Origin of the sequence: Acinetobacter lwoffii (genome assembly GCF_049367455.1) — a bacterium.
GTDB classification, from domain to species: domain Bacteria; phylum Pseudomonadota; class Gammaproteobacteria; order Pseudomonadales; family Moraxellaceae; genus Acinetobacter; species Acinetobacter lwoffii_W.
In genome coordinates this window covers 1,399,133-1,425,450 of sequence record NZ_JBMPXW010000001.1, presented here as the reverse complement: position 1 = coordinate 1,425,450, position 26,318 = coordinate 1,399,133, and the positions used below count along the sequence as shown (strand labels likewise).

The following is a 26,318-nucleotide window of genomic DNA, read 5'->3' as shown; positions in this document are numbered from 1 at the left end:
TTCATCTTCCTTGGAATTGAGTCGGCTGGTTTTTCTACGCACTAAGTATATTTGATCAGAGCACTGGTGCTTTTCATTCAGCCGGTTTTGTTTTCTAATGTCAGGGTTTTTCTTGATATCAGGTGTTTCGAATGTCCGATCTGGCGCTCATCATGGCTCTACCCAATGAATCCAAAGGCTTGTTTGAAGCAGAAGGCATTCGGGTGCATTACAGCGGGATTGGTAAAGTCAACGCAGCCTTTAAAGCCTTTGAGGTGATTCAGAACACCGGTTGCAGTACCTTGCTAAATTTGGGAAGCGCGGGGAGTTCGCATTTCAATGCGCATGAACTGGTCGAAGTCACGCAATTTGTACAGCGTGATATGGATGTTTCACCCCTCGGCTTTGAGGTCGGCATGACCCCGATGGATCAGCATTTCCCGGGTGCGATTGAGCTGGATTCTTTCTTTGACCATTTGCCGAAAGGGGTTTGTGGGACAGGCGACAGCTTTGAAACCGGTATTTCAAAAGTGGCGTGTAATTTGGTCGATATGGAAGGCTATGCCTTGGCCAAAGTCTGTAAAAAGCTGGGCGTTCGGCTGATTTCAGTGAAATACATTAGTGATGGAGCCAATGAGACTGCGCATCTGGATTGGGAAGAAAATCTGTTATTGGGTGCGAAAAAATTATTAGATTTATATCAAATGGTAAAATAAATAGGAAGGTCAAGTTTGCTCGGCGACCATAGCAGCTATGGTCGTGTGCCAATCAGAAGCGCTTGCTTATTTATCCGTGCGTGGAATCACGCCGTATAACATCATGTGTACCGTATGCTGGATAATGCGTTGCTGCATGCTGCGGTTACGCAAAGTTTTACCCGTGACCATTTCCATTTGCGTCGCAAAGTCTGCATAGTTCTGGGTAATCGCCCAAATATTCAGAATCAGTAACTCAGGATCAATATCTGCAGAAATCTTGCCTTGCTCCTGCCAGTTGGAAATTACTTTGGCTTTACGCTTGACCAGTTTTTTCAGCGGACCTTTTAAAATTTCCAGAATATGCGGTGCACCTTGAATCACCTCCAAAGCAAATAAACGGGATGCTTTAGGCTGGGTACGCGACACTTCAATTTTTTGCATCAAATAATTGGTGATCGCTTCTTCAGGTTCAAGTTCAGCTTCCAGGGTTTGTAAAGGCGCCAGCCATTTTTGTAAAACGGTGGTTAATACCTCGACATACAGGGCTTCTTTATTTTCATAATAATAGAAAATATTCGACTTATGCATTTCTGCAATTTGTGCGATTTCATCCAGGCTTGCCCCATTAAAACCATATAGGGAAAATACGTCTAGTGCAGCATTTAGCAGCTGATTGCGTTTTTGAGTACTCTTTTTTTGTTCCATTAGCAAATATAAAAAACAATGAAAAAGGGAATCCTCAATTGTACGGCAAATCATCAGATTTGTGCACACAGTCACAGGCTAATTTTTTGAATAATGATGATTTATTCTCTAGATCAATATTTTAAACAGGCTAAATGCATCTATACCAGGAGAAAAATTCAAGTTTCTGAAAATACTTCATTTATTCATCTTTTTTCTTCATCAATTGAAGAGAAGAATAATACTGAAATGAATCTGATGAAAATGTATTCTTATGGAGATAAATGTATTTTTATAAGAATAAGACCCAAAACCATGCGCGATTTTGGGTTGGATTGGGTATTCAGGTCGCTAAAACTGCCTGCAAGACCTCCTGTTCTAGTTCTGCAAATGTCACACTTTTTTGCCGGGGACGTGGCAAATTGACCTTAAATTCTTTGGCAATATGGCCTTTGTCCAGCAAGATAATCCGGTCTGCCAATTGCACTGCTTCACTGACATCGTGCGTGACCAGAATGGTGGTAAAGCCTTGCTCGGTCCAGAGACGTTCAATCAGGTTCTGCATTTCCAGACGTGTCAGGGCATCCAAGGCGCCGAGCGGTTCATCCAGCAGTAGAATACGCGGCTGATGCGATAATGCCCGCGCCAAGGCGGTACGTTGCCGTTGTCCTCCAGAAAGCTGTGAAGGCCACAGTCCAGTTTTTTCTTTGAGTCCGACCTTTTCCAGCATTTGCGAAGCTTTGGCATGCTGCTCCTTCGGTAAACCGAGTTGAACATTCTGTTCGATGCTGCGCCAGGGCAGCAGGCGAGGGTCCTGAAACATCACCCGGATATCATCGGTAGTAATGCCTTCGCGAATATGCCGGGCTGACTTAAACTTGATTTCGCCGTAGCTTTGCTGTTCCAGATCGGCAATCAGGCGCAATAAGGTACTTTTACCACAACCGCTGCGACCAACAATTGCCAGAAATTCACCCGGCTGGATATGCAGGTCCAGATCTTCCAGAACCTTGACCGAACCGTAAAACTTGTGCAGCTGTTCAATGATAATTTCGGCACCGATCACTGCAGCAGGATTGATCTCTGCCGCAGGTTGGTCCAGTGGCACAATCGGGTCATTGGCATGACGCCCTAAACTGAGATCAGTCATCACATGCTCCTCATTTATTCTTTATTTTTGATAGCCGGCATGCCAGCGCAGCAGGAATCGCTCTAAGGCCACGGCCAGAACATCGGCCAGTTTGCCGAGCAGGGCATACAATAAAATACCTACCAGAACCACGTCAGTTTGCAAAAATTCACGTGCATTCATGGTCATATAACCAATACCAGACTGGGCGGAAATGGTTTCGGCCACGATTAACAATACCCAGACCAGACCTAGAGAAAAACGCAGTCCGACCAGAATTGACGGCATCGCACCCGGCAGAATAATTTCTTTATACAGTTGCCAGCGAGTTAAGCCATAGCTTTTGCCCATCTCGATCAATTGCGGATCGACGGAACGAATCCCATGATAGGTATTGATATAAATCGGGAAAAATACCCCAATCGCCACCAGAAACAATTTGGCAGATTCATCAATCCCGAACCATAAGATGACTAGGGGAATGAGTGCCAGTGCAGGAATATTGCGGATCATCTGCAAGGTGGTGTCGAGCAGGGTAGAGGCAGTTTTGGATGAACCATTTAACAGACCCAGCAATAGGCCCAAACCACCACCTACCAATAATCCGCTGATGGCACGTCCTGCACTGACTTGCACATGCGTCCACAGTTCACCGCTGAGCAATAAATTCCAGAAGGCTAAAACCACGGCACTCGGTGCAGGCAGAATCCGGCTTTCCAGCAGGCCTGTGCTAGAGGCAATTTGCCAAACTGCAATCAAGAAAATTGGAACCAGCCAGGGCAGCAGATGCTGCTCCAGAATTGTTCCACGTGAAACCTGCTTTGGGGTCAGGGTTTCAACGGAACCGACTTTTGACATTAAGCAGACTCCTTAATTTTCTCAGCCTGCTTGTTCTCGTCCGGTGTGTAGTTGTTCGCCACGATTTCACCAAATGGACCGGTCAAGTTTGGTTGAGTGAGTTTTTGCTGGGTTTCCAGTGGAAGTAAAGGGAATACCAGTTCTGCAAAACGGATGGATTCTTCCAGATGTGGATAGCCTGAGAAAATAAAGGTGCTGATCCCCAGATCGGCATATTCCTGGATACGTGTAGCGACAGTTTCCGGATCGCCGACCAGTGCCGTACCTGCACCACCACGAACCAGACCCACACCTGCCCAGAGGTTTGGAGAAACTTCGAGTTTGCTGCGATCGCCATTGTGCAGTTCTGCCATACGGCGCTGACCGACCGAGTCCATGGATTTGAACTTGGCTTGGGCTGCAGCGATAGTGGCATCATCCACATATTGAATCAGTTCTTCAGCCGCCGCCCAGGCCTGCTCATTGGTTTCGCGTACGATCACGTGTAAACGGATCCCGTAATTCAGTTCACGACCTTTAGCTGCAGCCTTGGCTTTTACCACTGCAATTTTTTCTTTGACTGCTGCCGGTGGCTCGCCCCAGGTCAAGTAAGTATCGACCTGATCCGTGGCCAGCTCAATGGCATCATCCGATGAGCCACCAAACCATAAAGGCGGATGCGGCTGCTGAATGGGTGGATACAGCAATTTTGCATCATCGACACTTAAGCGTTCACCATGGAATGTGAAGCTTTCACCAGTATGCGAGCATTTTAAAATTTCACGCCAGATGGTGGTGTATTCAGTTGCTGTTTTATAGCGGGTTTTGTGATCTTCATAGACGCCGTCACCTTTTAGTTCCTGCTCGTCACCGCCAGTCACCAGATTAAGCAGCACCCGGCCATTAGACAAGCGGTCAAAGGTCGCGGCCATACGTGCAGCCAGTGCCGGCGTGGTCACGCCTGGACGCAACGCCACCAGGAATTTTAATTTTTTGGTCGCATCAATCAGGCTGGCTGCGGTTAACCATGGATCTTCACAAGAACGGCCAGTTGGAATCAGCACCCCTTCATAACCTAAGTTATCTACCGCAACGGCAATCTGCTTCATGTAGGCATGATCTACAACACGTGCGCCCTTGCTGGTGCCTAAGTAACGGCTGTCGCCATGAGTGGGGATAAACCAGAAAATTTTCATGTGATATTCCTTAAATTAAATCATCTTGTTTGTTCATCAATGTGTGGCTGCTGGCGACCAGATCTGTTGCTGGACGCTGATGGTTTTGGGAATCAGTTGAACCTGCTGGAAGAGATCGGCAATATTCTGTTGAGCTTTGATCACTTCCGTCGTTAATGGTTGTACCGGCGAAGGTTTAAGACGACGCTCAAATGCAATCTTCGCTACATCCGGTTTCAGACCGGTACTTTTCTGATAAATATCTAGAGCTACAGCCTGGTTTTTAAGAATCCACTGGTCAGATGCATTTAAAGCCTGGATAAACTTCCCGGGGCTATCCGGATGCTTCTGAATAAATTCGGGATTGCCAATATAAAAGGAGTAGGTTTGTGGAAAGTCACTAGATTCAATCAGCACCTTAACCTTGCTGTCGAACTCGGCTGCACCCAGGAAGGGATCCCAGATTGCCCAGGCATCAATGGCTTTTTTGTCAAAAGCAGCACGTGCATCCGCAGGGGGAAGCCAGACGGCTTGAATCTCTGACCAGCTTAATCCGGCTTTTTCCAGGGTTTTGGCCAGAAGTTCATGGGCACTTGAACCTTTCTGCACCGCGATCCGTTTTCCTTTCAATTGTTGAATATTTTGAATGGCACTGTCTTTCGGCACGACCACGGCCAAAGAATTTCCCGCCACTTTTTCAAAGGCCACGTAGCTCAGGGCTTTGTCTGCCGCCTGTGCAAAAATAGGCGGAGTATTTCCCACATAGCCATAATCCACTGCACCGACTGCTAAGGCTTCCAGCATTTGTGGGCCTGCCGGAAACTCTTTCCATTCAATTTTGGCATTGGGAAATTGTTGTTCTAACAGCTTTTCATCACGTGCCACCAGCAGATTTAAGGCTGATTTCTGAAAGCCAATCGCAATGGTTTTAACTTGTTGCGCTGACGTGGTTTCTGCGGCAGCCGTTTGCTGTGGTTCCTGTTTCTGGCAGCCAGTCAGACTAAAGCTCAATAACGCTAAACTGATATAAGAAACTGTTTTTAAATGACTCATCTTTATTCTCAAATTATTCTGCTGTTATTTAATAATTGCTGCATCAATATTCAGCTTTTGTGGAATCAGCTGCTGCGCATAAAACGCATCGGCGACCTGTTGCTGTTTTTGAATCACGTCAGTCGTGAGGGGTTTAACACCGAAGCCCATGCGTGAAATAGAGGTTTTTAAGACATCGACGGCTAGACCTGTCGGTTTTTGCAGGAGCTGAGCGGCAGCGTCCTGATTTTTTGCGACCCAGTCCGTGGTCAGGTTTAGTTCGTTGACCACCGCCTGTACCACCTGAGGATGGCTTTCTGCGAACTTGCGATCTGCCAGATAGAATTGGTGGTTGCTCACCACATTTTCACCGCTGGCAATGACACGCGCACCAATCTGATGTTCAGCAGCTGCAAAGAACGGATCCCAGATGACCCAGGCATCAACTGCACCACGTTCAAATGCAGCACGTGCATCGGAAGGTGGTAGATAAATCACTTCAATATCACCGAGTGTCAGCTTGTTGGCTTCCAGAACTTTTAACAGCAGGTAATGCACATTTGAACCTTTGTTCAGGGCTACCCGTTTGCCTTTCAGATCCTGAATAGACTGGATTGGTGAATCTTTCGGTACAATCAAGGCTTCGGCCTTAGGTGCTTGCGGCTGATTGGCCACATAGACCAGATTTGAGTTGGCCGCCTGGGCAAAAATTGGCGGTGCTTCACCGGCTTCACCAAAAGAGACGCTGCCAACATTCAGGCCCTCAAGCAGTTGTGGGCCGGCAGGAAATTCTACCCATTTCACATTGACCCCTTGCTGTTTTAAGCTGGTTTCCAGCGTGCCGCGCTCTTTTAAAATAGGTAATATGCCGTATTTTTGGAAACCGATATTCAGGGTAATGGTCTCTTCTTTTTTCGAGCAGCCTGAAAGCATCATGACACCCGCCATCGCGGTACCGAGTACCGCAGTCTTTGTTAAAAACTGAACATGAGATTGGCGCATGAATCAAAACTCCCGAAAGTGAAAAGCTAGTGAATGAAAACTTAGACACACGCTAATCGTTTTTGTTTTTCTAAAAAAATAACTATTCAGGAATTTCTAATGAAGAAAAAAGATAAATAAAAAAGCGCAAAACTTATGCAGAAAAGTGATTTATATAAAAATGAAGATTTAATATTTAAATTAATCAAACTTATGAAATTTATAGTTATTTTTTTAAATCTAATCTGTTGATATGTTTAGCTAAAAACGAGTAATAGAATTTTAAAATTTAAATCGAGATTGCCAGATATCTTTATCTAAAATTAAGCTAAAGCACTGAAAGTAAAAGCCACTTTAAAGTGACTTTTTGCAAACAATTGAATTACGTTGATAATTATAAAAAGCCTGACGGGCATCCGGCAGATCATCGACCGAAGCCGGTTCAAAGCCCTGTTCCAGAAACCAGTGCGCGGTGCGGGTGGTTAGAATAAACAGCTGCTGAATCTGCATGCTTTTGGCTTTTTCTTCAAGATAATGCAGGATCTGGCTGCCCCGATTAGACTTGCGATAACTTGGATGTACCGCAACACAGGCAATTTCTGCAGAACGCAATTCATCACCCGTAGTCGGAATCGGATAAAGGGCGGCACAGGCCAGAATCATGCCGTCCCGTTCGATTACGGCAAACTGGTTGATTTCATTTTCCAGACGTTCACGCGAACGATAGACCAGAATGCCTTCTTCTTCCAATGGACGCAGCAAACCGATCAGGCCGCCAACATCCTGAATATCGGCCATCCGCACTTCTTCATAATGCGCGTCGGTGACCAGAGTTCCGGAACCATCCCGGGTGAACAGCTCTTCCAGCAGGGCACCATCATAGGCATAAGAAATCAGATGCACCCGATGTACGCCGTTCATTGAGGCTTCCTGTGCGGCTTTCAATTGTAGTCCTCTTTCAAGCGCATCTTGTTCGACCGGAATAAAATCATCCAGTTGTTGCGGTGTCACTTCGCGTTTGAGTTGGCCGTTACTGTCCATCAGACCATGCTGCTTACCGAGAAAAATCAGTTTATCTGCCTTAAGGCGAATCGCCGTTTTGGTAGCCACTTCTTCAGCCAGCAGATTAAAGACTTCTCCTGTGGTGGAATAACCGGTCGGGCCAAGCATCACAATATTATGACTGTCCAGATGGCGCTGAATCGCATCGGTATCAACTGCGCGCACTTCACCGGTCAGCTGAAAATCAATACCATCACGAATGCCATATGGCTTGGCGGTGACAAAATTCCCTGAAACGGTATCAATCCGGGCGCCATACATCGGCGAGTTGGCCAGTCCCATAGACAGCAGTGCTTCAATTTGTAGGCGGATTGAGCCAACGGCATTCATCACACAGCTTAAAGATTCACGCGTAGTCACCCGACGCTGCTGGTAAAAAGGCGTCGTAATCTGGCTTTGAGCCAGATTCTGGTTAATTTGTGGACGTGCACCATGTACCAGAATCAGCCGAATGCCCAAAGAATGTAATAAGGCAATATCGTGAATAATATGCTGAAAGTTATCATTTAAGACGGCTTCGCCATCAAACATGATTACAAAGGTTTTGTTGCGGTGCGCATTGATATAAGGCGCAGAATGGCGAAACCAGTGCACATATTGCAAAGTTGTGCTTTGTGACGTTTCTGCTGAAGTCATGCTGTGCCCATTTCAATGATTGAAGATCCAGCTTTGATTCTAATGAAAAAAAATGCAAGTGGAAGTGCAGATATAAAAAAACACCTGAAGGGGACTTCAGGTGTCTGCAAGACGAGCAGTAATGGAGAAAGCTTAGTTGATGATTCGTACAATTTTGTTGGTACGCTCATTGACCAGAACGTAGTCATTGTTGACCTTGTACCATTGCTGGAAACGACCGGTATTTGGCAAACGGCGTGCTTCGCGATCACTTACTTCAAAACGGTTGTTGTCATATTGGCGAGGTAAAGTTTGTCCTACGCGCCAGTCACGGCTTGGATTGACCATACGGTTGTTATGACGGCGGTCATCATTCCAGCGACGGTCGTCATTCCATTTCTTGCTGTCTTTGGCATTCCAGTGTGGCGCCGGTTTATGCGGATTATGGTCATAACGCGAGTCATGCTGTGGTGCTGCCATTGCAGAAGTAGCTAACAAAGCACTTAGAGATAACGCGATTGTAGTTAAGACTTTTTTCATGGCTCTCACCTTAAGATGTATATCTAATTTCGATGACACTAAATTAGCGAACAAGTACATAGAAAGCGTGAGGGCTATTTAGTTAAATTGTTAAATTCATGAAGAAATTTAGTAGATGAATCACGCAGTTTGAAAACTGGAAAAGCCGCGAGATTTTGGGTTAAAAATTTTCAGCCAGTGAAATAAAAAAGCCCAAACATCGTTGGGCCTTAAAGAAGATTAAATTTGAATGCACTTATGAACTAGTCACCCACAATCCGGATAATGCTGTTGTTTTCAGAATCCACCAGAATATAGTCATTATTGACTTTGTACCATTGCTGCTTGCGGTCAGGTCGAGGCAGGCGATGGTCTTTATATTCAACTTTATAGCCATTGCCACGATAATGCTGCGGCATCACATAACCCGGCTGCCAGCGTAACTGTTGCAGGCGTTTCACCCCGCGTTCTTCACGCATACGGCGGATATCCTGCTGATCTTCCTCTCGGAACTCACGGGCTTTCTTCTTGTCATGACCATGACGTGAATCCATACGGGATTCATCATTGAAATGAGGGGCAGCGATGACGACATTGCTCAGCATGAATGTACTGCAAGAAATTGCCAGTGCCACCAAAACCTTTTTCATGTTGAACCCTCATTAAATTGTTCATCTTCTACAGCACCTAATGTACGGAAAAATTGCAGAGAAACTGTGAAGAACAGGCACAATTTTTATAACAAATGCAGAGATATTATGATGATGTCATGTTTTTACATGACTATATGCGACGGCATCACTTCTATAAAGTAGCCTACCGAGCCATGTCCTTATCTCATCAAAGCAAGGGCCAACATGCAAGCGAAAATCGATGATTTAGCTCAAAAAAACAGCATTGAGTCAGCGAGAAAAAAGTTCATGATTTAATGAAACGACAAAGAATTTTGCCGGTTTAGTTTGAGATTAATTCCATTGCTCTGCCAAACCTTGTAAGGACTGAATCGCGTCAGCCACGGATTCAGCTTGTAGGGCGTCATCGAGTGCCACAATCAATGCTTCAGATAACTGCAACTGTTCAATCCGGTGAATTGTTTCAATTTTACGTTTTTGGTCAGCCATGCTGCGCTCTTGATTTGATCTATCTATGATTCAAGAAAGCATAGTCCAATCAGTTTAATTTGGAAAACCGTATAATTTTATATATTTAATATGTAAATCCGATTTATTGTTATTTTTTGCAGGATTTTAAGAAAAAAAGGGCACTTTATCGAAAAGTGCCCAAGATTATTCAATGACCCGACTTTTAATAAGCGTAGTTCAGGTCAGTATAATCGTTGAGTGATTTCTGCACATGCGCCTGAATAAAGGCACGTACATCCTCGGCCGTCATGGCTTTGCCCTGATTGCTGATGACATGTTCGATTTCTGGCTGACCTTCAATTTTAATGCGATAAACAAAATGCTTGGCCAGACGATAACTGTCGTCTAATTTTTCAATGCCAGTCACATAATAATAGGCATGTTCAAAATTCAGATCCTGATGTGAAAATACAAATTGCTCGAACAATTTGAGTTTCTGAGCATTTTCGAGTGCTTTGATGTCATCCACGATACTGGCTTCAAACTTGGTGCCGTATTTCTCTGAAATAGGCTGTTGATCAATCAGCAGCGACACCATGCCATCGTCTAAATGGGTCACCGTAATATTGTTTAATTCAGTCATGATGCACTCGAGTGAAATATAGTGGGGCTTAGTATGCTGTTATTTTAATGAAACTCAATGCGAGCGGGGTGAACTTACTTAAGATTTATGCGCTGAATATGACTAAAAATGAAATAAAAAGGGAGCGATTGCTCCCTGAATGACAGACAGAATAATTTAATCCTGTGCATCAATACTCTGGCCATTCATATGCAGGCTGTCATTACCCATCAAATATAGATAAGCCGGCATGATTGAATCGGGGGTAGGCAGGGTTTTCGGATCTTCATTCGGATAGGCCTTGGCGCGCATGGCAGTCCGCGTTGCCCCGGGATTGATGCAGTTATAACGGATATTCGGATGTACCTGCTCTTTGGCAAATAACTGGCTTACCGCTTCAATAGCAATTTTAGAAACCGAATACGCACCCCAGCGTTCGCGGGCTTCGCGGCCTACACCTGAGCTGGCAAAAACCACAGAAGCATGTTCGGATTTGGATAATAACGGTAACAGCGCTTGGGTCATGACAAAGGGTGCACGCAGATTGACCGCCATCACATCATCCCAGACATTGACCGGATAATCCGCCAAGGGAACCCGTTCGCCTAAAATGCCGGCATTGTGCAGAATGCCGTCCAGACGACCAAACTGACGGTCTAGCGTATCGAGCAAAAGCTCATAATCACGTTCTGACGCACTCGATAGTTGTAGCGGCAAGATGGCAGGTTGCGGCGCACCCAAACTTTCAATTTCATCATAAATGACTTCGAGTTTGTTTAAGGTACGCCCATGCAGTACCACAGTTGCGCCATGCAAGGCATAACTGATTGCTGCTGCACGTCCAATGCCATCGCCCGCACCTGTGATTAGGATGATACGATCCTTGAGCAGATTGGGGCGAGGTTGATATGCTGAATATTTCATTATCTACCTCCTCACTTCTTATTATTTAGTGTTAAGCGTTCAAGATACCGCAGTATGCTGCTTCAGTACTAGTGTCTGAATCAATTGATGTAATTCTGTCACAGTATGCACGATATGGTCGGCCTGCCAGGCGTTTAAATCGTCTTTGTATTGCAACGGCAAATAACCATAAGCAGCCAGAATGGTCAGCATCTGGGCATGACGGCCGGCATCAATATCTCGGGGATGATCTCCGACATAGATACAGTCTTCCGCGGCAAGATTCAGTTGCTTGGCTGCCAGATACATCGGTTCAGGATCGGGTTTGGTCCGAGTGACATCTTCCGGACATACCAGCACTGCGCAGCGTTCACTCAGGTTCAGCGCTTGCAGTAAAGCCTCGCTGAGCCAGCGCGGTTTATTGGTCACAATCCCCCAAGGAATGTCATTTTCCTCTAGCTGTTCAAGTAATGGATACATGCCATCAAACAGATCGGTATCGACCGCAATATCTGCGCCGTACATGTCCAGAAAGCGCTGACGGTGTTGCAGAAAGACCGGATCTTCCAGTTGCAGTTCCGGATAAACCAGTTTCACCATAGCGCGAGCGCCTTCGGAGACCTGGGTACGAATCAGCTCGGGTGCAACCAGTGGGCGGCCTTCTTCACGGCACATCTGCTGGATAATTCGGATAAAATCGGCAGCGGTATCAATCAGGGTTCCATCTAGGTCAAATAAAACGGCTTTCATGCTGTGGTCTCTGCTGCGCTATCTTTCACGGTATAAACCATGTAGTTCACATCAACATTCGGTGCCAGCCAATAACGCTTGGTCAGCGGATTATAGTGCAGACCGGTCATGTCTTTGAGCTTTAAACCAGCGTTACGAATATCATGTGCCAGTTCAGACGGCTTGATAAATTTGCTGTAATCATGGGTGCCTTTGGCCAGCATGCGCAAGACATATTCTGCCCCGATAATCGCAAATAAATAGGACTTTGGATTACGGTTAATGGTCGAGAAGAATACATGACCACCTGGCTTGACCAGCTTGTGACAGGCCTGAATAATCGATGCCGGATCTGGCACATGCTCTAGCATTTCCATGCAGGTCACGATGTCATATTGGCCAGCCTGTTCCTCTGCCAGTTGCTCGACCGGCACCTGACGATATTCAATATTGCTTACGCCTTCCTGTTCAGCATGGATGCGTGCCACATTTAAAGGGGCTGCGCCCATATCAATTCCGAGCACATTGGCACCACGTCGCGCCATGCTTTCGGCCAGAATGCCACCGCCACAGCCGACATCCAACACTTTTTTGCCGCTTAAGCCTCCGGCATGTTCATCAATCCAGTTTAAACGCAGTGGATTAATCATGTGCAAGGGGCGGAACTCGGAATGCTGATCCCACCATATAGCTGCAAATGCTTCAAACTTGGCAATTTCTTGTGGATCAACATTCAATTGCGACATCGGTGTCACCTCAATCAGTCGTGATTAGCTAAAAATATGTATGTGCCGAATGGCCAGAGAAACTGATTTAAAACCTTGAAAATCAGTCCGATGGTTTAGTGTAGCGATTCTGGCAGAAAAAGCGATAAAAGCAGCAAAAAAGTTCACAGAATGAAAACGAAACCGGCATAATTGATTTATAGTGAACACATAAACTAAGCATAATGATTTAGAGGACGATAATCCGAATGAAAAAATTCCTTTTAGGCGCTGTTGCCGCATCTGTTTTGGCCTTTTCAGGCAATGCTATGGCCAATTTTGTGGCAGGTCAGGACTATCAGGTGGTTGCAAAACCAGTCAAAGTCGAAAAACCGGGCAGAATTGAGGTACGTGAATTCTTCTGGTACGGCTGTGGTCACTGTTTCGCGCTTGAACCACATATGCAGGGCTGGTTGAAAAAATTACCAAAAGATGTACGTTTTGTACGTACGCCGGCTGCAATGAATCCACTCTGGGAACAGGCAGCACGTGCTTATTATGTGTCTGAAGCATTGGGTGTGCGTCAAAAAGCACATTTACAATTATTCCATGATATTCATGACAAGCAACGTCCAATTTTAGAACAGGCACAACTGGCTAAGTTCTATACTCGCTATGGTATTCCTGAAGCAAAATTTAACAGCACCTATAAATCTTTCCCGATCACTTCGAAAATTGCCCAAGCCAAAAATCTGGCTGCTCAGTATCAGTTAAGTGGTGTTCCGGCAGTGACCGTGAATGGTAAATATATTGTGCAGGGTAATGATGCCAAAGTCATTCAGGTGGTGAATTACCTGATCGAGAAAGAGCGTAAAGCCAAATAAGTCTGAACTGACGATCAGTAAAAAAAACCTGCATCATGATGCAGGTTTTTTATTTAGGCAGGGGGAATGACCGCTTCATTGAGCACAGGGCTTGCGGTTTCAACTGTTTTGGCAGGTCGCCGGTACCAGTGCAAAATGCCACGTAGCAAGAGCTGCATCTGTAGCACGCTTTGGGTTTTAAAGGCATTGGATTGAGCGCGGCGCAGCTCTGGATCAATCTGATGCTGCAGATGAATCCAGCCCATGGCCCAGTTCAGGGACAGTTCAATCAGCATCTGTGCCAGAGCCTGCAAGTCCTGTGATGCCTGAATATGTCGGGTAGATTGCATCTTGGCCAGTTCATGCATGACATCTTCAGCCAGAAAATGAATTTCCCGTTCAATGCCGACACGTAACACGTCCGAACCGCCCCAACGTTCTGCCACAAAAAAAATCCAGGGTTCAGGATGATATTCGACGGCCTGAAAGAAGAGCTCAAGCCCGGTGTGGGTTCGGGTATTCGGCTGATACAGATAAGCCTGCCCCAGCTGATTGAGTACGCCCTTGATATGAATCGCAACCTGATCCAGCAATTCCAGACCCAACTGGTTCATATCCTGAAAGTGCCGATAGAACGCCGTCGGTACTACTCCGACTGCATTCGCGACTTCACGTAGGCTGATCGTGCTGAAAGCGCGGCCCTGACTGCTGAATGCTAGTGTCGCATCGAGTAGTGCCTGATGACTTTGCTGCTTGCGATCTTCACGTAAGGACATAAATGGGTTTCCTGTCACTGGCTTCCCTCATAGGGAGTTTTAGTCTAGCAAAAATTAAATCAAATCGTAGTGCCACAGATCGGCAGAATTTTGACATCTCGTAGCGAGCTGATGCATTGATTTTGTAAATGAATCACCAGGCTGCCTAATCTTGGCAAAGGCTTCTGCTATACTGAGCCGCAATTATTTTGAACCCATACAGGACTTATTATGCGTATCGACCAGCGAGCATTAGATCAATTACGTGAAGTGAAAATTACCCGTAACTATACACGTTATGCGGAAGGCTCTGTATTGGTTGAATTTGGTCATACCAAAGTACTCTGTACTGCCAGTGTGGATAGTTCTGTACCGCGTTTCCTCAAAGGTCAGGGCCAAGGCTGGGTGACTGCTGAATATGGCATGTTGCCACGTTCAACTCATACCCGTAGTGACCGTGAAGCGGCACGTGGCAAACAGAGTGGCCGTACTCAGGAAATTCAGCGTCTGATTGGTCGTAGCTTGCGCTCAATGGTCGATCTGAAAAAGCTGGGTGAAAATACCATTACTATCGACTGTGACGTAATTCAGGCTGATGGCGGCACCCGTACTGCAGCGATTACTGGTGCTGCGGTGGCTTTGGTCGATGCCATGAACGTCTTACTGGAAAGAAAGAAAATCAAACATGATCCATTAAAAGGTTTGGTGGCTGCGGTTTCTGTGGGTATTTTCAAAGATGAAGTATTACTGGATCTTTGCTATGAAGAAGATTCAAACTGTCAAACCGATTTGAACGTGGTGATGACTCAGGCCGGTGAATTTATTGAAATTCAAGGCACTGCAGAAGATAAGCCATTTACCCGTGCACAATCGAATGCCATGCTGGAAATGGCCGAGAAAGGCATTCAGGAACTGGTGAAAAAACAGCAAGAAGCTTTAGGCTGGTAATCCATCCCATGCTGAGAAACGCATCTCCGGATGCGTTTTTTTATGCCTGAAATTTCACTCTGCACCTGTATTCAAAAACTACATTACAAAACTTCCTGACAAAAAGTCGACATGAATCGGCTATATCTGAACCGGTTTTGCATCGATATTGGATCAGATGAGAACACAATGAGGAATGCGACATGAAACAGTGGCTTTGTGCAATTTCATTGCTGGGCGTGTTTGGATTAACTGCCTGTGACTGGGGCAATAATCGTGAAGATGACGAGCGTTCAGTGTTAAATCAGGATCGTGATGAGGATAACGGAAGATATAACGACCGTGATGGTGACGATGATGACCGCGATCGCAGAGGTAATCGGGATGACGATGATGATTAAGGTCTAAAATAGAAAATTGAGCAAAATATACGCAAAAAAAATTTCTAAAAATAAAAAAAGGGTGCTTCGCACCCTCTACGGTCATCTATCCCATCTAGACTTAAGCATTGAAACGCATCGACAGATCAATGGCTTTGAGATCTTTGGTCAGCACGCCCATGGAAATATAATCTACGCCGGTACTCGCGACTTCACGTAAATTATCAATGGTGATATTACCTGAGGCTTCCAGTTTGCAGCGACCGGCCACATGTTGCACCGCGTCGATCATCTGCTGCTGACTGAAATTATCCAGCATCACAATATCAGCATGGGCTTCGAGTGCCTGATTCAGCTCATCCCAGGTTTCGACTTCAACTTCGACAGGCTTACCCGGTGCAATTTGATGGGCCTTGGCAATCGCCTGCGCAATCCCACCCGCTGCCATAATATGATTTTCTTTAATCAAGAAGGCATCAAACAGGCCCAAACGGTGATTCTGGCCACCGCCAATGGCCACGGCATATTTTTGTGCGATACGCAGACCCGGAAGCGTTTTACGAGTATCTAATAATTTGGTGTTTAAACCTTGCAACTGTTTGACATAGTGGGCGGTTTTAGTCGCAACCGCAGACAGCGTCTGGACAAAGTTTAGCGCAGGGCGCTCCACGGTGAGTAAGCTACGTGCAGATCCGGCCAGTTTTAAAAATGCTTGATTGGCTTGAACATGATCGCCATCATTTTTCAGCCAGATCACTTCAATACTTGGATCATAGGCCTGAATCAAGGCATTTACCCAAGGCTGGCCGGCCAAAACCATGTCTTCACGGCTAATGATAGTGGCAGTGGCCTGTTCATCTTCAGGAGTCAGCAGGGCGGTAATATCGCCTTCACCGATATCTTCTGAAAGTGCTTGTTGAATATTGATCTGAATGGACTGGTCTAGCAAAGCTTGAGATATGCGCATGAGTATTTCCGTATCTTTTTTAAGCCGTGAAAATTGCGCCTTATCTTAGCACCGTTACATAAAAGATGAGCGATTTTTCATCCAGTTTGCTGGGATGAATTGAGATTTCTCCTTGAAAGTTTTAGCATGAAGCCGGCTGCAATGCTGATCTTGCAGATTTTATTTTTGGGGAGAACGGTTTTATGCAACAGGCAGCTGAGTTTCAGGTCAAGGACGGGCAACTAATCGGTGCACGTCAAATCCCGTCTCCCAATTTTAATCAGCGGCCAGAACAGACCGAGATTCAATTGCTGGTGATTCACAATATCAGCCTGCCACCTTCCCAGTTTGGCGGCGGTTATATTGAACAGTTTTTTCAGAACCAGCTGGATTGGTCAGTACATCCCTATTTTCAAACCATTGAAGGGATGCAGGTGTCGACCCATCTGCTAATTTTAAGAACGGGAGAAGTACTGCAATTTGTTAATTTCAATGACCGTGCCTGGCATGCCGGCCGCTCGACCTATTTGGGCAAAAAAGAATGTAATGATTATTCGATCGGGATCGAGCTGGAAGGCAGTGACGATTTGCCTTTTGCAACCGCACAGTATGAAGCCCTGGTCAAAGTGGCTGCCTGTTTGCAAGATTATTATCCTAAAATTCAGCAGCATATTGCCGGACATTCGGATATTGCACCGGGCCGCAAGACCGATCCGGGACCATATTTTAACTGGGCTGATTTTCGTACACAGCTACAGCATTATAAAAACACCTCAAGCTCGCTTGAGCGATGAAATTAAGCAATGAACTTCTGATAAAAGTTTCATTACAATAGCCACAAATTTATACATTAGGTGAATAGGATGGCGCTTTGGCGTTCGACCGTCATTGTCAGTGCGATGACCATGTTGTCACGCGTACTGGGATTGGTTCGAGATATTGTTTTACTGAATGTCTTTGGTGCTGGTAAAGACTTCGATACCTTCGTAGTCGCATTTCGTATTCCAAACTTTTTCAGGCGTTTATTTGCCGAAGGCGCATTTTCACAGGCGTTTATTCCGGTACTGACCGAATATAAAACCAGTCGCACGCATACCGAAGTCCAGATCCTGATCAGCCGGGTGTTTGGCTGTCTGGCCACGGTGATGACCACGCTGACCATGGTCGCGATCATTGCTGCGCCATTGATTATGTATATCTATGCGCCCGGTTTCCATAGCGACCCTGAAAAATTCGCTCTGGCGACTGACATGTTCCGCCTGACCATTCCTTATTTGTTGTTCATGTCACTGACGGCTTTTGCCAGCAGTATTCTGAACAGTTATGGCTCTTTTAGTACCCCGGCATTTGCGCCGGTCTTGCTGAATGTGGCGATGATTGCCGGGGCGCTCTGGCTTACGCCTTATATGGCCGAGCCGATTATGGCGCTGGGCTGGGCTGTGATCATTGCCGGTATTTTACAGCTGGCGATCCAAATTCCTGAATTGTGGCGTAAAAATCTGCTGATTCCACCGAAAATTGACTTCAAGCATGAAGGCGTTGATCGCATCATGAAGTTGATGCTGCCGGCATTATTTGGTGTATCTGTCACGCAAATTAACCTGCTGTTAAATACCATCTGGGCCTCATTCATGCAGGATGGTTCGGTGTCCTGGCTGTACAGTGCCGAGCGTATGACCGAATTGCCGCTGGGTCTGATCGGTGTTGCAATTGGTACCGTGATTTTGCCGTCCTTATCGGCACGGCATACTGAGCAAAATCCGGAAAAATTCCGTGGCATGATGGACTGGGCAGCCAAAGTTATTGTGATGGCAGGCCTACCCGCCAGTGTTGCACTGTTTATGCTGTCGACCCCGATTATTCAAGCCCTGTTTGAACGTGGCCAGTTCACCTTTGAAGATACTCAAATGACGGCTTTGGCGCTGCAATGTATGAGCGGTGGTGTGATTGCCTTTATGCTGATTAAAGTCTTTGCTCCCGGTTTTTATGCAAAGCAGGATACCAGAACCCCGGTGCGTGTCGGTTTGATGGCTGTGGCGGCCAATGCGATTCTGAACGTGATTTTTATTGGTTTCTTCAAGCTGATTGGCTGGGAAGCGGAGCATATGGCCCTTGCGTTGGCATCGACGGGTTCAGCGATGGTCAATGCCGGTTTGCTTTATTATTATCTGCATAAGCGTGATATTTTCCGTTTTGGCGCACACTGGAAAAAAATCTTCTTGCAATTCATGTTTGCTAATGTGGTGATGATTGCGGCCTTAGCCTATGCCCTGAGTTGGTATAACGCAGATGTATCACAATGGATGCGTGTGGTAGAAGTATTGATCTTATGTGTTGTCGGTGTGGTAGCGTATGTTGCAGCCTTGCTGGTGGCAGGTTTTAGACCACGTCATTTAAAGCCCTAAGTTCATCTTAAAAGAAGTATTTTTGATCAAAACAGATCATTAAAATACCCATAAAAAAACAAGAGCCAGAAGGCTCTTGTTTTTTTTGAAAGCTAACACTTGCTTTGAAAAGGTCTAGCGTAAATCTAGACCTTGCCGCGCGAAAGAAAACCAACGATCGCAAGAATCACCGCAATTACCAACAAGATAATCGCAAAATCCTTAGACAAGCCTGCGACGCCACCGAAACCAAGTAGACTCGCAATTAATGCAATAACAGCAAAAATAATAGCCCAGCGAAACATATATATTCTCCATGTGTTTTTATTTTCAAATTTAGTATAGAAATAAACGATTCCAGCGACTGTTAGTGTTGTGTTGATGAACTGTCTCTGATTTAACAATAGTTTACGTGATAACAATAAAAATTTGAGACAGTAGGTCTGCAGGGTTCTGGCTGTTATAATCAGCTGATTTTTGAATATTCCGGCCCGATCATGAGCGATACTTTACGTCCCGAATTCTGGAAAAACTATTCACTTGCTGAACTGACGCAAGTCGAGTGGGAGGCCTTATGTGATGGTTGTGGGTTGTGTTGTCTGATTAAACTGGAAGATGAAGATACTCAGGAAGTCGCCTATACCAAAGTGGCATGTAAGCTGCTGGATTGTAGCACTGCGCGTTGTTCCAATTATCCGGATCGCCTGCAATATGTGCCGGACTGTATTCAGCTCACGCCAGAGAAGCTGGAAACGATTCACTGGTTGCCTTCGAGTTGTGCCTATCGTCGGGTAGAGCAGGGTAAAAGCCTGCCATCTTGGCATTATCTGATTAGCGGTTCACGGGAAAGTGTGATTCAGGCACGCAAGTCGGCAGCAGGGCGCTGCCTGACTGAAAGCGATATTCATGAAGATGACATCGAAGACTATATCGTACGCTGGGTGCGTTAAATCTGCCTACGTGATTCGTTTATTGATCTGCCGGATGGAGTAGGGCCTGGGCCGAAGCACCGGCCATCGGACGATAGAAATAAAATCCCTGTCCAATCTGACAGTCACAATGGATCAGGGTGTCCAGCTGTTCTGTATTCTCGATCCCTTCCACTAGAATATCCAGTGCAATACTAGAGCCAATCTGGGTAATGGCTTTGACAATGGCCAAGGCGGACGGGTCACTGTTCATGCGTTCTACAAAGTTGCGGTCAATCTTGATGCAATCGACCGGATAGTCCTGCAAGCGGGTCAGCGAAGAATGTCCAGTGCCAAAGTCATCTAGTGAAATCTGGATTCCGGCCTGTTTCAGCAGGTTCAGGGCGCGAACTACATAATTGGCGCCATGTTCGGACAGGCTCTGCTCGGTAATTTCCAGTTCAACTTTATGGGCCGGAACATCAAAGTTGGACAGGCGTGCCAACAGTTTTTCGGCATAATCATCGCGCAGGAATTCGACCGGTGCAGCATTGATTGAAATCGGTAACAGATCCAGACCTTCCGCCTGCCAGCGGCTCATATCTGCAAAGACTTTCAGTTGCATGGTTTTACTGATGCGTGAGGCCAGCTCATAGTCCTGAAAGGCAGCAAAAATTTCGGAAGGTAACTGAATGTTCTGATTCTGATCTTGCCAGCGTAATAGCGCCTCAAAACCGATCACTGCACCATCAGAAAGACGGACCTTGGGCTGGTAATAGGGAATGATCTGGTCGGCCAGAATAATCTTGCGTGCCAGAGTCAGCTGCTTGGTCATATTTTCCAGTGAACCGCACATTTCCTGATTGAACATGCGGATACCACCACGACCACTATTTTTCAGGTCGTTTAAGGCGATATCAGCACATTTCAGCAAATTAGAAGTATTTAAGGCATCACGTGGATAGATGGCACAGCCAATACTCATGGCACTGCTGATGCTATTGCCGACATAATTGATGGGCTGATCCAGCTGGGCATAGGCCATTTGTGCCGTTGCCAGCAGTTGCTCTTCACTTTCCAAATTTTTGACCAGTACAACAAATTCATCACCACCCAAACGGGCGATGATGGTATTCGGACCGAAACAAGTCTGGAAGCGTTTGCCTAAGACATGTAACAGATGATCGCCGGCAATATGGCCCAAGGTGTCATTAATATGCCGGAAATAGTCCAGATCAATCAGCAGTAAACCCGCCATGGTCTGCTGTTGTTTGGCCTTTAACAGTACCTGTTTAAAGGTTTTATAGAAGGTACTGCGATTATACAGGCCAGTCAGTTCATCACGTTTAATTACTTCTTTTAACCGCGTTTCTGCAATTTTTTGCTGACTGATATTGCGTGATACACAGAGGATATTTTGGGTAATATTCTGCTGATCCAGAATCGGGGTCAGCAGATGATCCCAATACTGGATCGGTTGATCTTTAATCTGAACTTTGCTGGAAAAACGGCTGTTTAAGCCTTGGGCTGCCTGTTTCAGAGCACGTTGCCCGGATTTTCGGGCTTCAGGGGTTAAGCGATTTAACCAGCACAATGAACGGTCTTGATTTTGTCCTGCGGTCTCACTTACTTGTGCCAGACAGCCAGACTGGTTGCTATGTCGAATCTCGCCTTCAGGGCTGATAATGTTAATGCAGTCTGCGCTGGCATCCAGCATGTTTTCCTGGGTTGAAACAATCTGAGAAAGTTGCTGCTGGATTTCAAAATAATCATGTACATCAGTCAGGGAAACGGCCCATTGCAGCAAATGTTCAGGTTCATGATGAAATTTTACCGCCAGGCTACACATGCGATAATGGCTATCATTGCGTTTAATCCGGCACTGGGTTTCAAAATTCTGATGCTGATCCAGCGCAGCATGCCACTGCGCTAAAAATAGCTGCAAGTCCTCGGTATGAATAAAACTCTGCCATTGCAGATGGCCCTGTTCATTCAGGTTCATGCCAAGATAATCAGTCATGGCATCGTTAAAATATTGCAGATGTTGTTTGTTGCTGACCCACAAGGGTTGCGGTAAGGCATCGATCAGATTTTTTAACAAAACCGATTCAGACAAGTGAACGTGGGGTGCAATCAGTGATGATGACGTCAGTGGCTTAGACCGACTCACAGCTCCCTGTTCAAATTTATCATGCTTCATGCATTCACCACTACAACCCAAAAGTGCCCAAGGGGCGAGATAAGTTTCTTTTAATTAGAATAAACAATATGAAAATTACACTGTAATTAATTCACAATTAATCATGTTCAAATTATTCACTTTTACAGAGATTAATTCATTCAGAATTAAAAAAATAGAGGATATCTCCATAAATTAATTTTTTATGCTTGATGTTTGCATTCTTGGAATCAAAACTGCTGGTGTTAGAATGAGATCAGAATTTAGTTTGAGCCAATAATAACATGTCAGATAGTCATATCCCGCTTCCAGAACGCTTACGGCCACGCGACCTTACACAGATTATCGGGCAGGAACATTTGCTGGGTGAGCAGGCGCCCTTACGCCAGATGATTGATCAGGGGCATCTACCTTCGATCATTTTCTGGGGACCTCCCGGAGTCGGAAAAACCACCATTGCCTTACTGCTGGCTCAAGCGGTAGACCGGCCTTTTATCAGCCTGTCTGCACTGAATACCGGCGTGAAAGAGCTGCGTGAAATCATTGCAGAAGGTGGCGATTTGCTGACGCCAGTGGTGTTTATTGACGAAATTCATCGCTTTAATAAATCCCAGCAGGACGCTTTATTAAATGCGGTCGAGAAAGGGAAAATTACCTTAATTGGTGCTACCACGGAAAACCCGTCTTTTGAAGTGAATAGTGCCTTATTGTCACGTTGTCAGGTGTATAGCCTGAATGCATTGAGCGCTGAATCGATTCAGACTTTGTTGACACAAGCCTTGCAAAATGATTCTTTCTTGCAGGAAAGACATATCCTGATTGAAGAATTTGATGCCCTGATCCAGTTCGCAGCAGGAGATGCCCGTAAGGCACTAAATTTACTGGATCTGATCGCCAGTACCTTTGAAGCGGATATGGAAAATATCATCACCAATGCAGTCGTGGTGAAAGTCGCACAGCAGAATATCGCCCGTTATGACAAGTCCGGTGAGCAGCACTATGATCTGGTCTCGGCCTTTATCAAGTCGATTCGCGGCAGTGATCCGGATGCAGCCCTGTACTGGATGGCACGCATGCTCAAAGGCGGTGAAGATCCGGTGTTTATTGCACGGCGTATGCTGATTGCCGCATCTGAAGATATCGGCAACTCGAATCCGAATGCTTTGCTGTTGGCAGGGGAATGTTTCCGTTCGGTGCAGGCCGTGGGAATGCCAGAATGCCGGATTATTTTGGGGCAATGTGCAGTTTATCTGGCGACCAGTGCTAAAAGTAACAGTACCTATCTGGCGATTAACAAGGCGATGGAACTCGCAGATAAAACTTCAAATTTGCCAGTGCCTTTGCATTTAAGAAATGCGCCAACCAAGCTGATGAAAGAGCAGGGCTATGGCGTGGATTATCTGTATCCGCATAATTATCCTGAGCATTTTGTGCTACAGGAATATATGCCGCCAGAACTGAAGGATACCAAACTGTATGAATCAGCACGTAATAAACGTGAAGTTGAAGGGGAGCGTTTACAGCAACGCCGTTGGCAACAGCAACAACAGCAGCAATAAAGCTGGGTATCCCAACTAATTGAACAGATTAAAAAAAAGCCCAATTCAAGGCGAATTGGGCTGAAAGTAGGATGTTTTTGAGGGAGATAACATCCTAGAGGGTAGAGGAGAAATTTGGTCGGAAAATATGGAGTAAAGTGCGTCAACTCACTGATTTGCCTAGTATGTGATAATATTAATGCATGTAGTTTTTGATGTAAAAACGATCATTTTAATAATAAAAATTTATTTTTCCGATTAAAAGACGGAAATAAAAAACCGAGCTAAAAAGCTCGGTTTTTTCGAATCTGCGCATTTACAGATTAGATGTTGTCTAGATTGATACCTAAACGGCCAGCTACTTCTTCATAGGCTTCAACTACGCCGCCTAACCCTTGACGGAAACGGTCTTTATCTAGTTTTTTCTTGGTGTCTTTGTCCCATAGACGGCAACCGTCTGGAGAGAATTCATCACCAAGTACGATACGGTCGTGGAACACGCCGAATTCAAGCTTAAAATCAACCAGAATCATATTCCCTGCGTCAAACAATGCTTTAAGCACGTCGTTCACTTGGTAAGTCAATTCTTTCATTTTCGCCAATTGTTCAGCAGTTGCCCAACCTAAAGCAATGGCTTGTGACTCATTGACCATTGGATCACCAAGCGCATCATCTTTAAAGAACAATTCAAATGTTGGAGGAGTCAGTTCCTTGCCTTCTTCCACACCCAGGCGGCGGCATAAAGAACCTGCTGCATAGTTACGGATCACACATTCAACCGGGATCATATCCAGTTTTTTTACCAGCACTTCATTTGGAGTCAATAGCTTTTCAAAGTGGGTCTCAATTCCCGCTTCTGCCAGTTTTTCCATAATGAAGGCGTTAAAACGGTTGTTCACCTTGCCTTTACGATCTAGTTGCTCAATTTTTTCGCCATTGAATGCTGAGGCATCATCGCGAAAGACTAAAATCAGATGGTCTGAACTGTCTGTGGTGTAGACAGATTTCGCTTTACCAGTATAGAGCAAGGTTTGTTTTAACATGAGGGAACCTTTTACAAAAAAAATGCCTAGAAATGTCTAGGCTGGCCAATTTTGGTAAATCTGGTTGAGCAGTTCGGCAGCTTTTTCACGGTCGGCAAAACTGTTATCGGCATTGAACACAGCGAGGTTATTACTTGAACCGACAGAAGATAATCTTAATACATAGATCTGCTGATCAACCTTAATCGTGACTTCATAACGATTTTTGCTCTGCGCAACGATGCTATGATTCAGACTGCTGAGGGTGGCAAGTGTATATTGCCAAATTGTAGCAGAATTTCCCTCAATTTTAAGCAGCGGATTAAGATTTCCGTCAGTGACCAACTGTGGTCGACCCACCGTATTGGTTTCGGTTAGATCAGCTGTATTTGAGTTTTCAGTCTGGGCTTGTGGGCGTGGCAAGGCAAAACGGTTGCCACGCTGGTTTTCAAGCTTCGGTGCATGTTCAATTGCAAGCGGATCAACTGTTGGAGCAGGATACAATGGCGTTGCAGGACGAACCATGGCGCCTTCAGGATATTGTAAAGCTTCCAGGGTAGTAGTCTCTTTATAGTCTAAAGTGCCGTTATTAAAGGCCATTGAACTACAACCTGCCAAACTGAATACTGAAAGTGTAAGGCTAAGTCCTAAACGTAATTGCATAATCTTGTGCTCTTTTATTTGATAACGCCCGCTTCGACCAGTGCTTCATGAAGCGGAGCGCGATATTGTTCTGCAAGTGGTGTTAATGGAAGGCGAATACCCGTACCAATTAAGCCCATGTCATGGAGTGCCCATTTCACAGGAATTGGGTTCGATTCGCAAAATAAAATATTGTGTAAATTTGCAACCTGAGCATTTAACTGTTCAGCTGTGGCTGCATCACCGGCAATCGCAGCTGCACACACTTCGCTCATGGCTTTCGGAGCCACGTTCGCCGTGACCGAGATATTACCTTTGGCGCCATGACCGATCAGTTGATACGCAGTTGCATCATCACCCGAATAAACAGTCATATCTTTACCGACAAGGCCTTGCAGCAGTTCAGCACCGCGCGGTACATCGCCAGTCGCATCTTTAATACCGATAATTTGTGGAATATCCGCCAGGCGAATCACGGTTTCATTGGCCATATCCACACCGGTACGGCCCGGAACATTATAAAGAATCTGTGGAAGATCAACGGCTTCAGCAATAGCTTTATAGTGCTGATACAAGCCTTCCTGAGTCGGTTTATTATAATATGGCGTCACCAGTAAAGCGGCATCTGCCCCCAGCTCTTTGGCTTCGCGGGTCAGTTCGATCGCTTCACGGGTCGAGTTTGCACCTGTGCCGGCAATAATAGGAATACGTTTGTTGGCCACACGAATGATTTCTTTGATCACCTGGGTGTGTTCACTCATACTGAGAGTAGAGGCTTCGCCTGTTGTTCCAACGGCGACAATACTGTTGGTGCCCTCTGCAATGTGCCATTCAACCAGCTTCTCGAGACCCTTCCAATCTACGCTGCCATCTTCAAACATAGGGGTGACGATTGCGACTATGGAACCTTGAATGGTCTGTGCTTGCTGAGTCATTTTAAAAAACTATCCTATTTGTCCATCCGAAAGGAATGAGAAAACATAAATTGGGATGGATTTGTATTTTGATTTATAGCAAATTCAA

The 26,318-nt window shown here is 45.6% G+C and carries 29 protein-coding genes; 8 read left to right on the top strand and 21 right to left on the bottom strand.

Annotation, left to right across the window (positions count from 1 at the left end):
* Positions 1 to 131: 131 nt before the first annotated feature.
* Positions 132 to 695: a 5'-methylthioadenosine/S-adenosylhomocysteine nucleosidase family protein gene (locus tag ACO1B7_RS06825; protein ID WP_004281221.1), complete on the top strand. Its 564-nt coding sequence runs from the start codon at positions 132 to 134 to the stop codon at positions 693 to 695.
* A gap of 66 nt (positions 696 to 761) precedes the next feature.
* Here ACO1B7_RS06825 and ACO1B7_RS06820 read toward each other — a convergent pair whose 3' ends face one another.
* The 14 genes from ACO1B7_RS06820 to ubiG all read right to left on the bottom strand — a co-directional run bounded on the left by ACO1B7_RS06820 (position 762) and on the right by ubiG (position 12,793).
* The gene (locus ACO1B7_RS06820; RefSeq protein WP_004281222.1) at positions 762 to 1,382 is read right to left on the bottom strand and encodes a TetR family transcriptional regulator C-terminal domain-containing protein; all 621 of its coding nucleotides are present in this window, start codon (positions 1,380 to 1,382) and stop codon (positions 762 to 764) included.
* 322 nt (positions 1,383 to 1,704) lie between these two features.
* Positions 1,705 to 2,511 carry an ABC transporter ATP-binding protein gene (locus tag ACO1B7_RS06815; protein ID WP_195725338.1) on the bottom strand — a complete coding sequence of 269 codons (807 nt, stop codon included), beginning with the start codon at positions 2,509 to 2,511 and terminating at the stop codon, positions 1,705 to 1,707.
* Positions 2,512 to 2,532: 21 nt separating this feature from the next.
* Entirely contained in the window at positions 2,533 to 3,348 is an 816-nt protein-coding gene (gene ssuC, locus ACO1B7_RS06810; RefSeq protein ID WP_004281224.1) for an aliphatic sulfonate ABC transporter permease SsuC, read from the bottom strand.
* Positions 3,348 to 4,523, bottom strand: a complete 1,176-nt coding sequence (gene ssuD / locus ACO1B7_RS06805; RefSeq protein ID WP_004281225.1) for an FMNH2-dependent alkanesulfonate monooxygenase — start codon at positions 4,521 to 4,523, stop codon at positions 3,348 to 3,350. The genes ssuC and ssuD overlap by 1 nt, the downstream gene beginning before the upstream one ends.
* Before the next feature lie 36 nt (positions 4,524 to 4,559).
* Positions 4,560 to 5,555: an aliphatic sulfonate ABC transporter substrate-binding protein gene (locus ACO1B7_RS06800; protein WP_004281226.1), complete on the bottom strand. Its 996-nt coding sequence runs from the start codon at positions 5,553 to 5,555 to the stop codon at positions 4,560 to 4,562.
* Positions 5,556 to 5,579: 24 nt separating this feature from the next.
* Entirely contained in the window at positions 5,580 to 6,536 is a 957-nt protein-coding gene (locus tag ACO1B7_RS06795; RefSeq protein ID WP_004281227.1) for a sulfonate ABC transporter substrate-binding protein, read from the bottom strand.
* 333 nt (positions 6,537 to 6,869) lie between these two features.
* Complete coding sequence (gene argA, locus ACO1B7_RS06790; protein ID WP_004281228.1) at positions 6,870 to 8,213, bottom strand: amino-acid N-acetyltransferase; 1,344 nt, start codon at positions 8,211 to 8,213, stop codon at positions 6,870 to 6,872.
* A gap of 132 nt (positions 8,214 to 8,345) precedes the next feature.
* Positions 8,346 to 8,732 carry an RcnB family protein gene (locus ACO1B7_RS06785; protein ID WP_005261495.1) on the bottom strand — a complete coding sequence of 129 codons (387 nt, stop codon included), beginning with the start codon at positions 8,730 to 8,732 and terminating at the stop codon, positions 8,346 to 8,348.
* Between the two features lie 242 nt (positions 8,733 to 8,974).
* On the bottom strand, positions 8,975 to 9,361 hold the full coding sequence (locus ACO1B7_RS06780) for an RcnB family protein (protein WP_313391035.1): 387 nt from the start codon (positions 9,359 to 9,361) through the stop codon (positions 8,975 to 8,977).
* A 315-nt stretch (positions 9,362 to 9,676) separates the two neighbouring features.
* Complete coding sequence (locus ACO1B7_RS06775; protein WP_004281231.1) at positions 9,677 to 9,832, bottom strand: hypothetical protein; 156 nt, start codon at positions 9,830 to 9,832, stop codon at positions 9,677 to 9,679.
* A 184-nt stretch (positions 9,833 to 10,016) separates the two neighbouring features.
* Positions 10,017 to 10,436, bottom strand: a complete 420-nt coding sequence (locus ACO1B7_RS06770) for a hypothetical protein (protein WP_004281232.1) — start codon at positions 10,434 to 10,436, stop codon at positions 10,017 to 10,019.
* Positions 10,437 to 10,592: 156 nt separating this feature from the next.
* Complete coding sequence (locus tag ACO1B7_RS06765; RefSeq protein WP_004281233.1) at positions 10,593 to 11,339, bottom strand: YciK family oxidoreductase; 747 nt, start codon at positions 11,337 to 11,339, stop codon at positions 10,593 to 10,595.
* A 39-nt stretch (positions 11,340 to 11,378) separates the two neighbouring features.
* A complete protein-coding gene (locus tag ACO1B7_RS06760; RefSeq protein WP_004281234.1) occupies positions 11,379 to 12,068 on the bottom strand; it encodes an HAD family hydrolase in 690 nt (229 codons plus the stop codon).
* The gene (gene ubiG / locus ACO1B7_RS06755) at positions 12,065 to 12,793 is read right to left on the bottom strand and encodes a bifunctional 2-polyprenyl-6-hydroxyphenol methylase/3-demethylubiquinol 3-O-methyltransferase UbiG (protein WP_004281235.1); all 729 of its coding nucleotides are present in this window, start codon (positions 12,791 to 12,793) and stop codon (positions 12,065 to 12,067) included. Before ubiG ends, ACO1B7_RS06760 begins: the two co-directional genes overlap by 4 nt.
* 227 nt (positions 12,794 to 13,020) lie before the next feature.
* Here ubiG and ACO1B7_RS06750 point away from each other — a divergent pair, with 227 nt between their 5' ends.
* Positions 13,021 to 13,635, top strand: a complete 615-nt coding sequence (locus ACO1B7_RS06750) for a thiol:disulfide interchange protein DsbA/DsbL (RefSeq protein WP_004281236.1) — start codon at positions 13,021 to 13,023, stop codon at positions 13,633 to 13,635.
* Positions 13,636 to 13,688: 53 nt separating this feature from the next.
* On the opposite strand, the gene ACO1B7_RS06745 is transcribed toward ACO1B7_RS06750, so the two are convergent.
* The gene (locus tag ACO1B7_RS06745) at positions 13,689 to 14,390 is read right to left on the bottom strand and encodes a TetR family transcriptional regulator (protein ID WP_004281237.1); all 702 of its coding nucleotides are present in this window, start codon (positions 14,388 to 14,390) and stop codon (positions 13,689 to 13,691) included.
* Between the two features lie 210 nt (positions 14,391 to 14,600).
* Between ACO1B7_RS06745 and rph the strand changes: the two genes are divergently transcribed.
* Positions 14,601 to 15,317, top strand: coding sequence for a ribonuclease PH (rph, locus tag ACO1B7_RS06740; RefSeq protein ID WP_004281238.1), 717 nt, complete (start codon positions 14,601 to 14,603; stop codon positions 15,315 to 15,317).
* 182 nt (positions 15,318 to 15,499) lie between these two features.
* Complete coding sequence (locus tag ACO1B7_RS06735; protein ID WP_004281239.1) at positions 15,500 to 15,697, top strand: hypothetical protein; 198 nt, start codon at positions 15,500 to 15,502, stop codon at positions 15,695 to 15,697.
* A 100-nt stretch (positions 15,698 to 15,797) separates the two neighbouring features.
* Here the strand turns inward: ACO1B7_RS06735 and nadC are convergent, their stop codons facing one another.
* Entirely contained in the window at positions 15,798 to 16,643 is an 846-nt protein-coding gene (gene nadC / locus ACO1B7_RS06730) for a carboxylating nicotinate-nucleotide diphosphorylase (RefSeq protein ID WP_004281240.1), read from the bottom strand.
* Between the two features lie 182 nt (positions 16,644 to 16,825).
* On the opposite strand from nadC, the gene ampD reads away from it, so the two are divergent.
* Positions 16,826 to 17,416 (top strand): 1,6-anhydro-N-acetylmuramyl-L-alanine amidase AmpD, encoded by a 591-nt coding sequence (gene ampD, locus ACO1B7_RS06725; RefSeq protein WP_004281241.1) that lies wholly within the window; start codon positions 16,826 to 16,828, stop codon positions 17,414 to 17,416.
* Positions 17,417 to 17,476: 60 nt separating this feature from the next.
* The gene (gene murJ / locus ACO1B7_RS06720; RefSeq protein ID WP_171054331.1) at positions 17,477 to 19,027 is read left to right on the top strand and encodes a murein biosynthesis integral membrane protein MurJ; all 1,551 of its coding nucleotides are present in this window, start codon (positions 17,477 to 17,479) and stop codon (positions 19,025 to 19,027) included.
* Positions 19,028 to 19,152: 125 nt separating this feature from the next.
* Here murJ and ACO1B7_RS06715 read toward each other — a convergent pair whose 3' ends face one another.
* The gene (locus ACO1B7_RS06715; protein ID WP_004647174.1) at positions 19,153 to 19,311 is read right to left on the bottom strand and encodes a DUF1328 domain-containing protein; all 159 of its coding nucleotides are present in this window, start codon (positions 19,309 to 19,311) and stop codon (positions 19,153 to 19,155) included.
* A gap of 192 nt (positions 19,312 to 19,503) precedes the next feature.
* On the opposite strand from ACO1B7_RS06715, the gene ACO1B7_RS06710 reads away from it, so the two are divergent.
* Entirely contained in the window at positions 19,504 to 19,956 is a 453-nt protein-coding gene (locus ACO1B7_RS06710) for a YcgN family cysteine cluster protein (RefSeq protein ID WP_004281244.1), read from the top strand.
* 19 nt (positions 19,957 to 19,975) lie between these two features.
* On the opposite strand, the gene ACO1B7_RS06705 is transcribed toward ACO1B7_RS06710, so the two are convergent.
* Entirely contained in the window at positions 19,976 to 22,114 is a 2,139-nt protein-coding gene (locus tag ACO1B7_RS06705; protein ID WP_039902478.1) for a putative bifunctional diguanylate cyclase/phosphodiesterase, read from the bottom strand.
* A gap of 263 nt (positions 22,115 to 22,377) precedes the next feature.
* Between ACO1B7_RS06705 and ACO1B7_RS06700 the strand changes: the two genes are divergently transcribed.
* Positions 22,378 to 23,652 carry a replication-associated recombination protein A gene (locus tag ACO1B7_RS06700; RefSeq protein ID WP_004281246.1) on the top strand — a complete coding sequence of 425 codons (1,275 nt, stop codon included), beginning with the start codon at positions 22,378 to 22,380 and terminating at the stop codon, positions 23,650 to 23,652.
* Positions 23,653 to 23,954: 302 nt separating this feature from the next.
* Here ACO1B7_RS06700 and purC read toward each other — a convergent pair whose 3' ends face one another.
* From purC to dapA, 3 genes are read right to left on the bottom strand one after another with little or no spacing between them, the layout of a single operon-like run.
* Complete coding sequence (gene purC / locus ACO1B7_RS06695) at positions 23,955 to 24,674, bottom strand: phosphoribosylaminoimidazolesuccinocarboxamide synthase (protein ID WP_004281247.1); 720 nt, start codon at positions 24,672 to 24,674, stop codon at positions 23,955 to 23,957.
* A gap of 36 nt (positions 24,675 to 24,710) precedes the next feature.
* A complete protein-coding gene (locus ACO1B7_RS06690; RefSeq protein ID WP_004281248.1) occupies positions 24,711 to 25,316 on the bottom strand; it encodes a hypothetical protein in 606 nt (201 codons plus the stop codon).
* Between the two features lie 14 nt (positions 25,317 to 25,330).
* Positions 25,331 to 26,230 carry a 4-hydroxy-tetrahydrodipicolinate synthase gene (gene dapA, locus ACO1B7_RS06685; protein WP_004281249.1) on the bottom strand — a complete coding sequence of 300 codons (900 nt, stop codon included), beginning with the start codon at positions 26,228 to 26,230 and terminating at the stop codon, positions 25,331 to 25,333.
* Between the last annotated feature and the right edge of the window lie 88 nt (positions 26,231 to 26,318).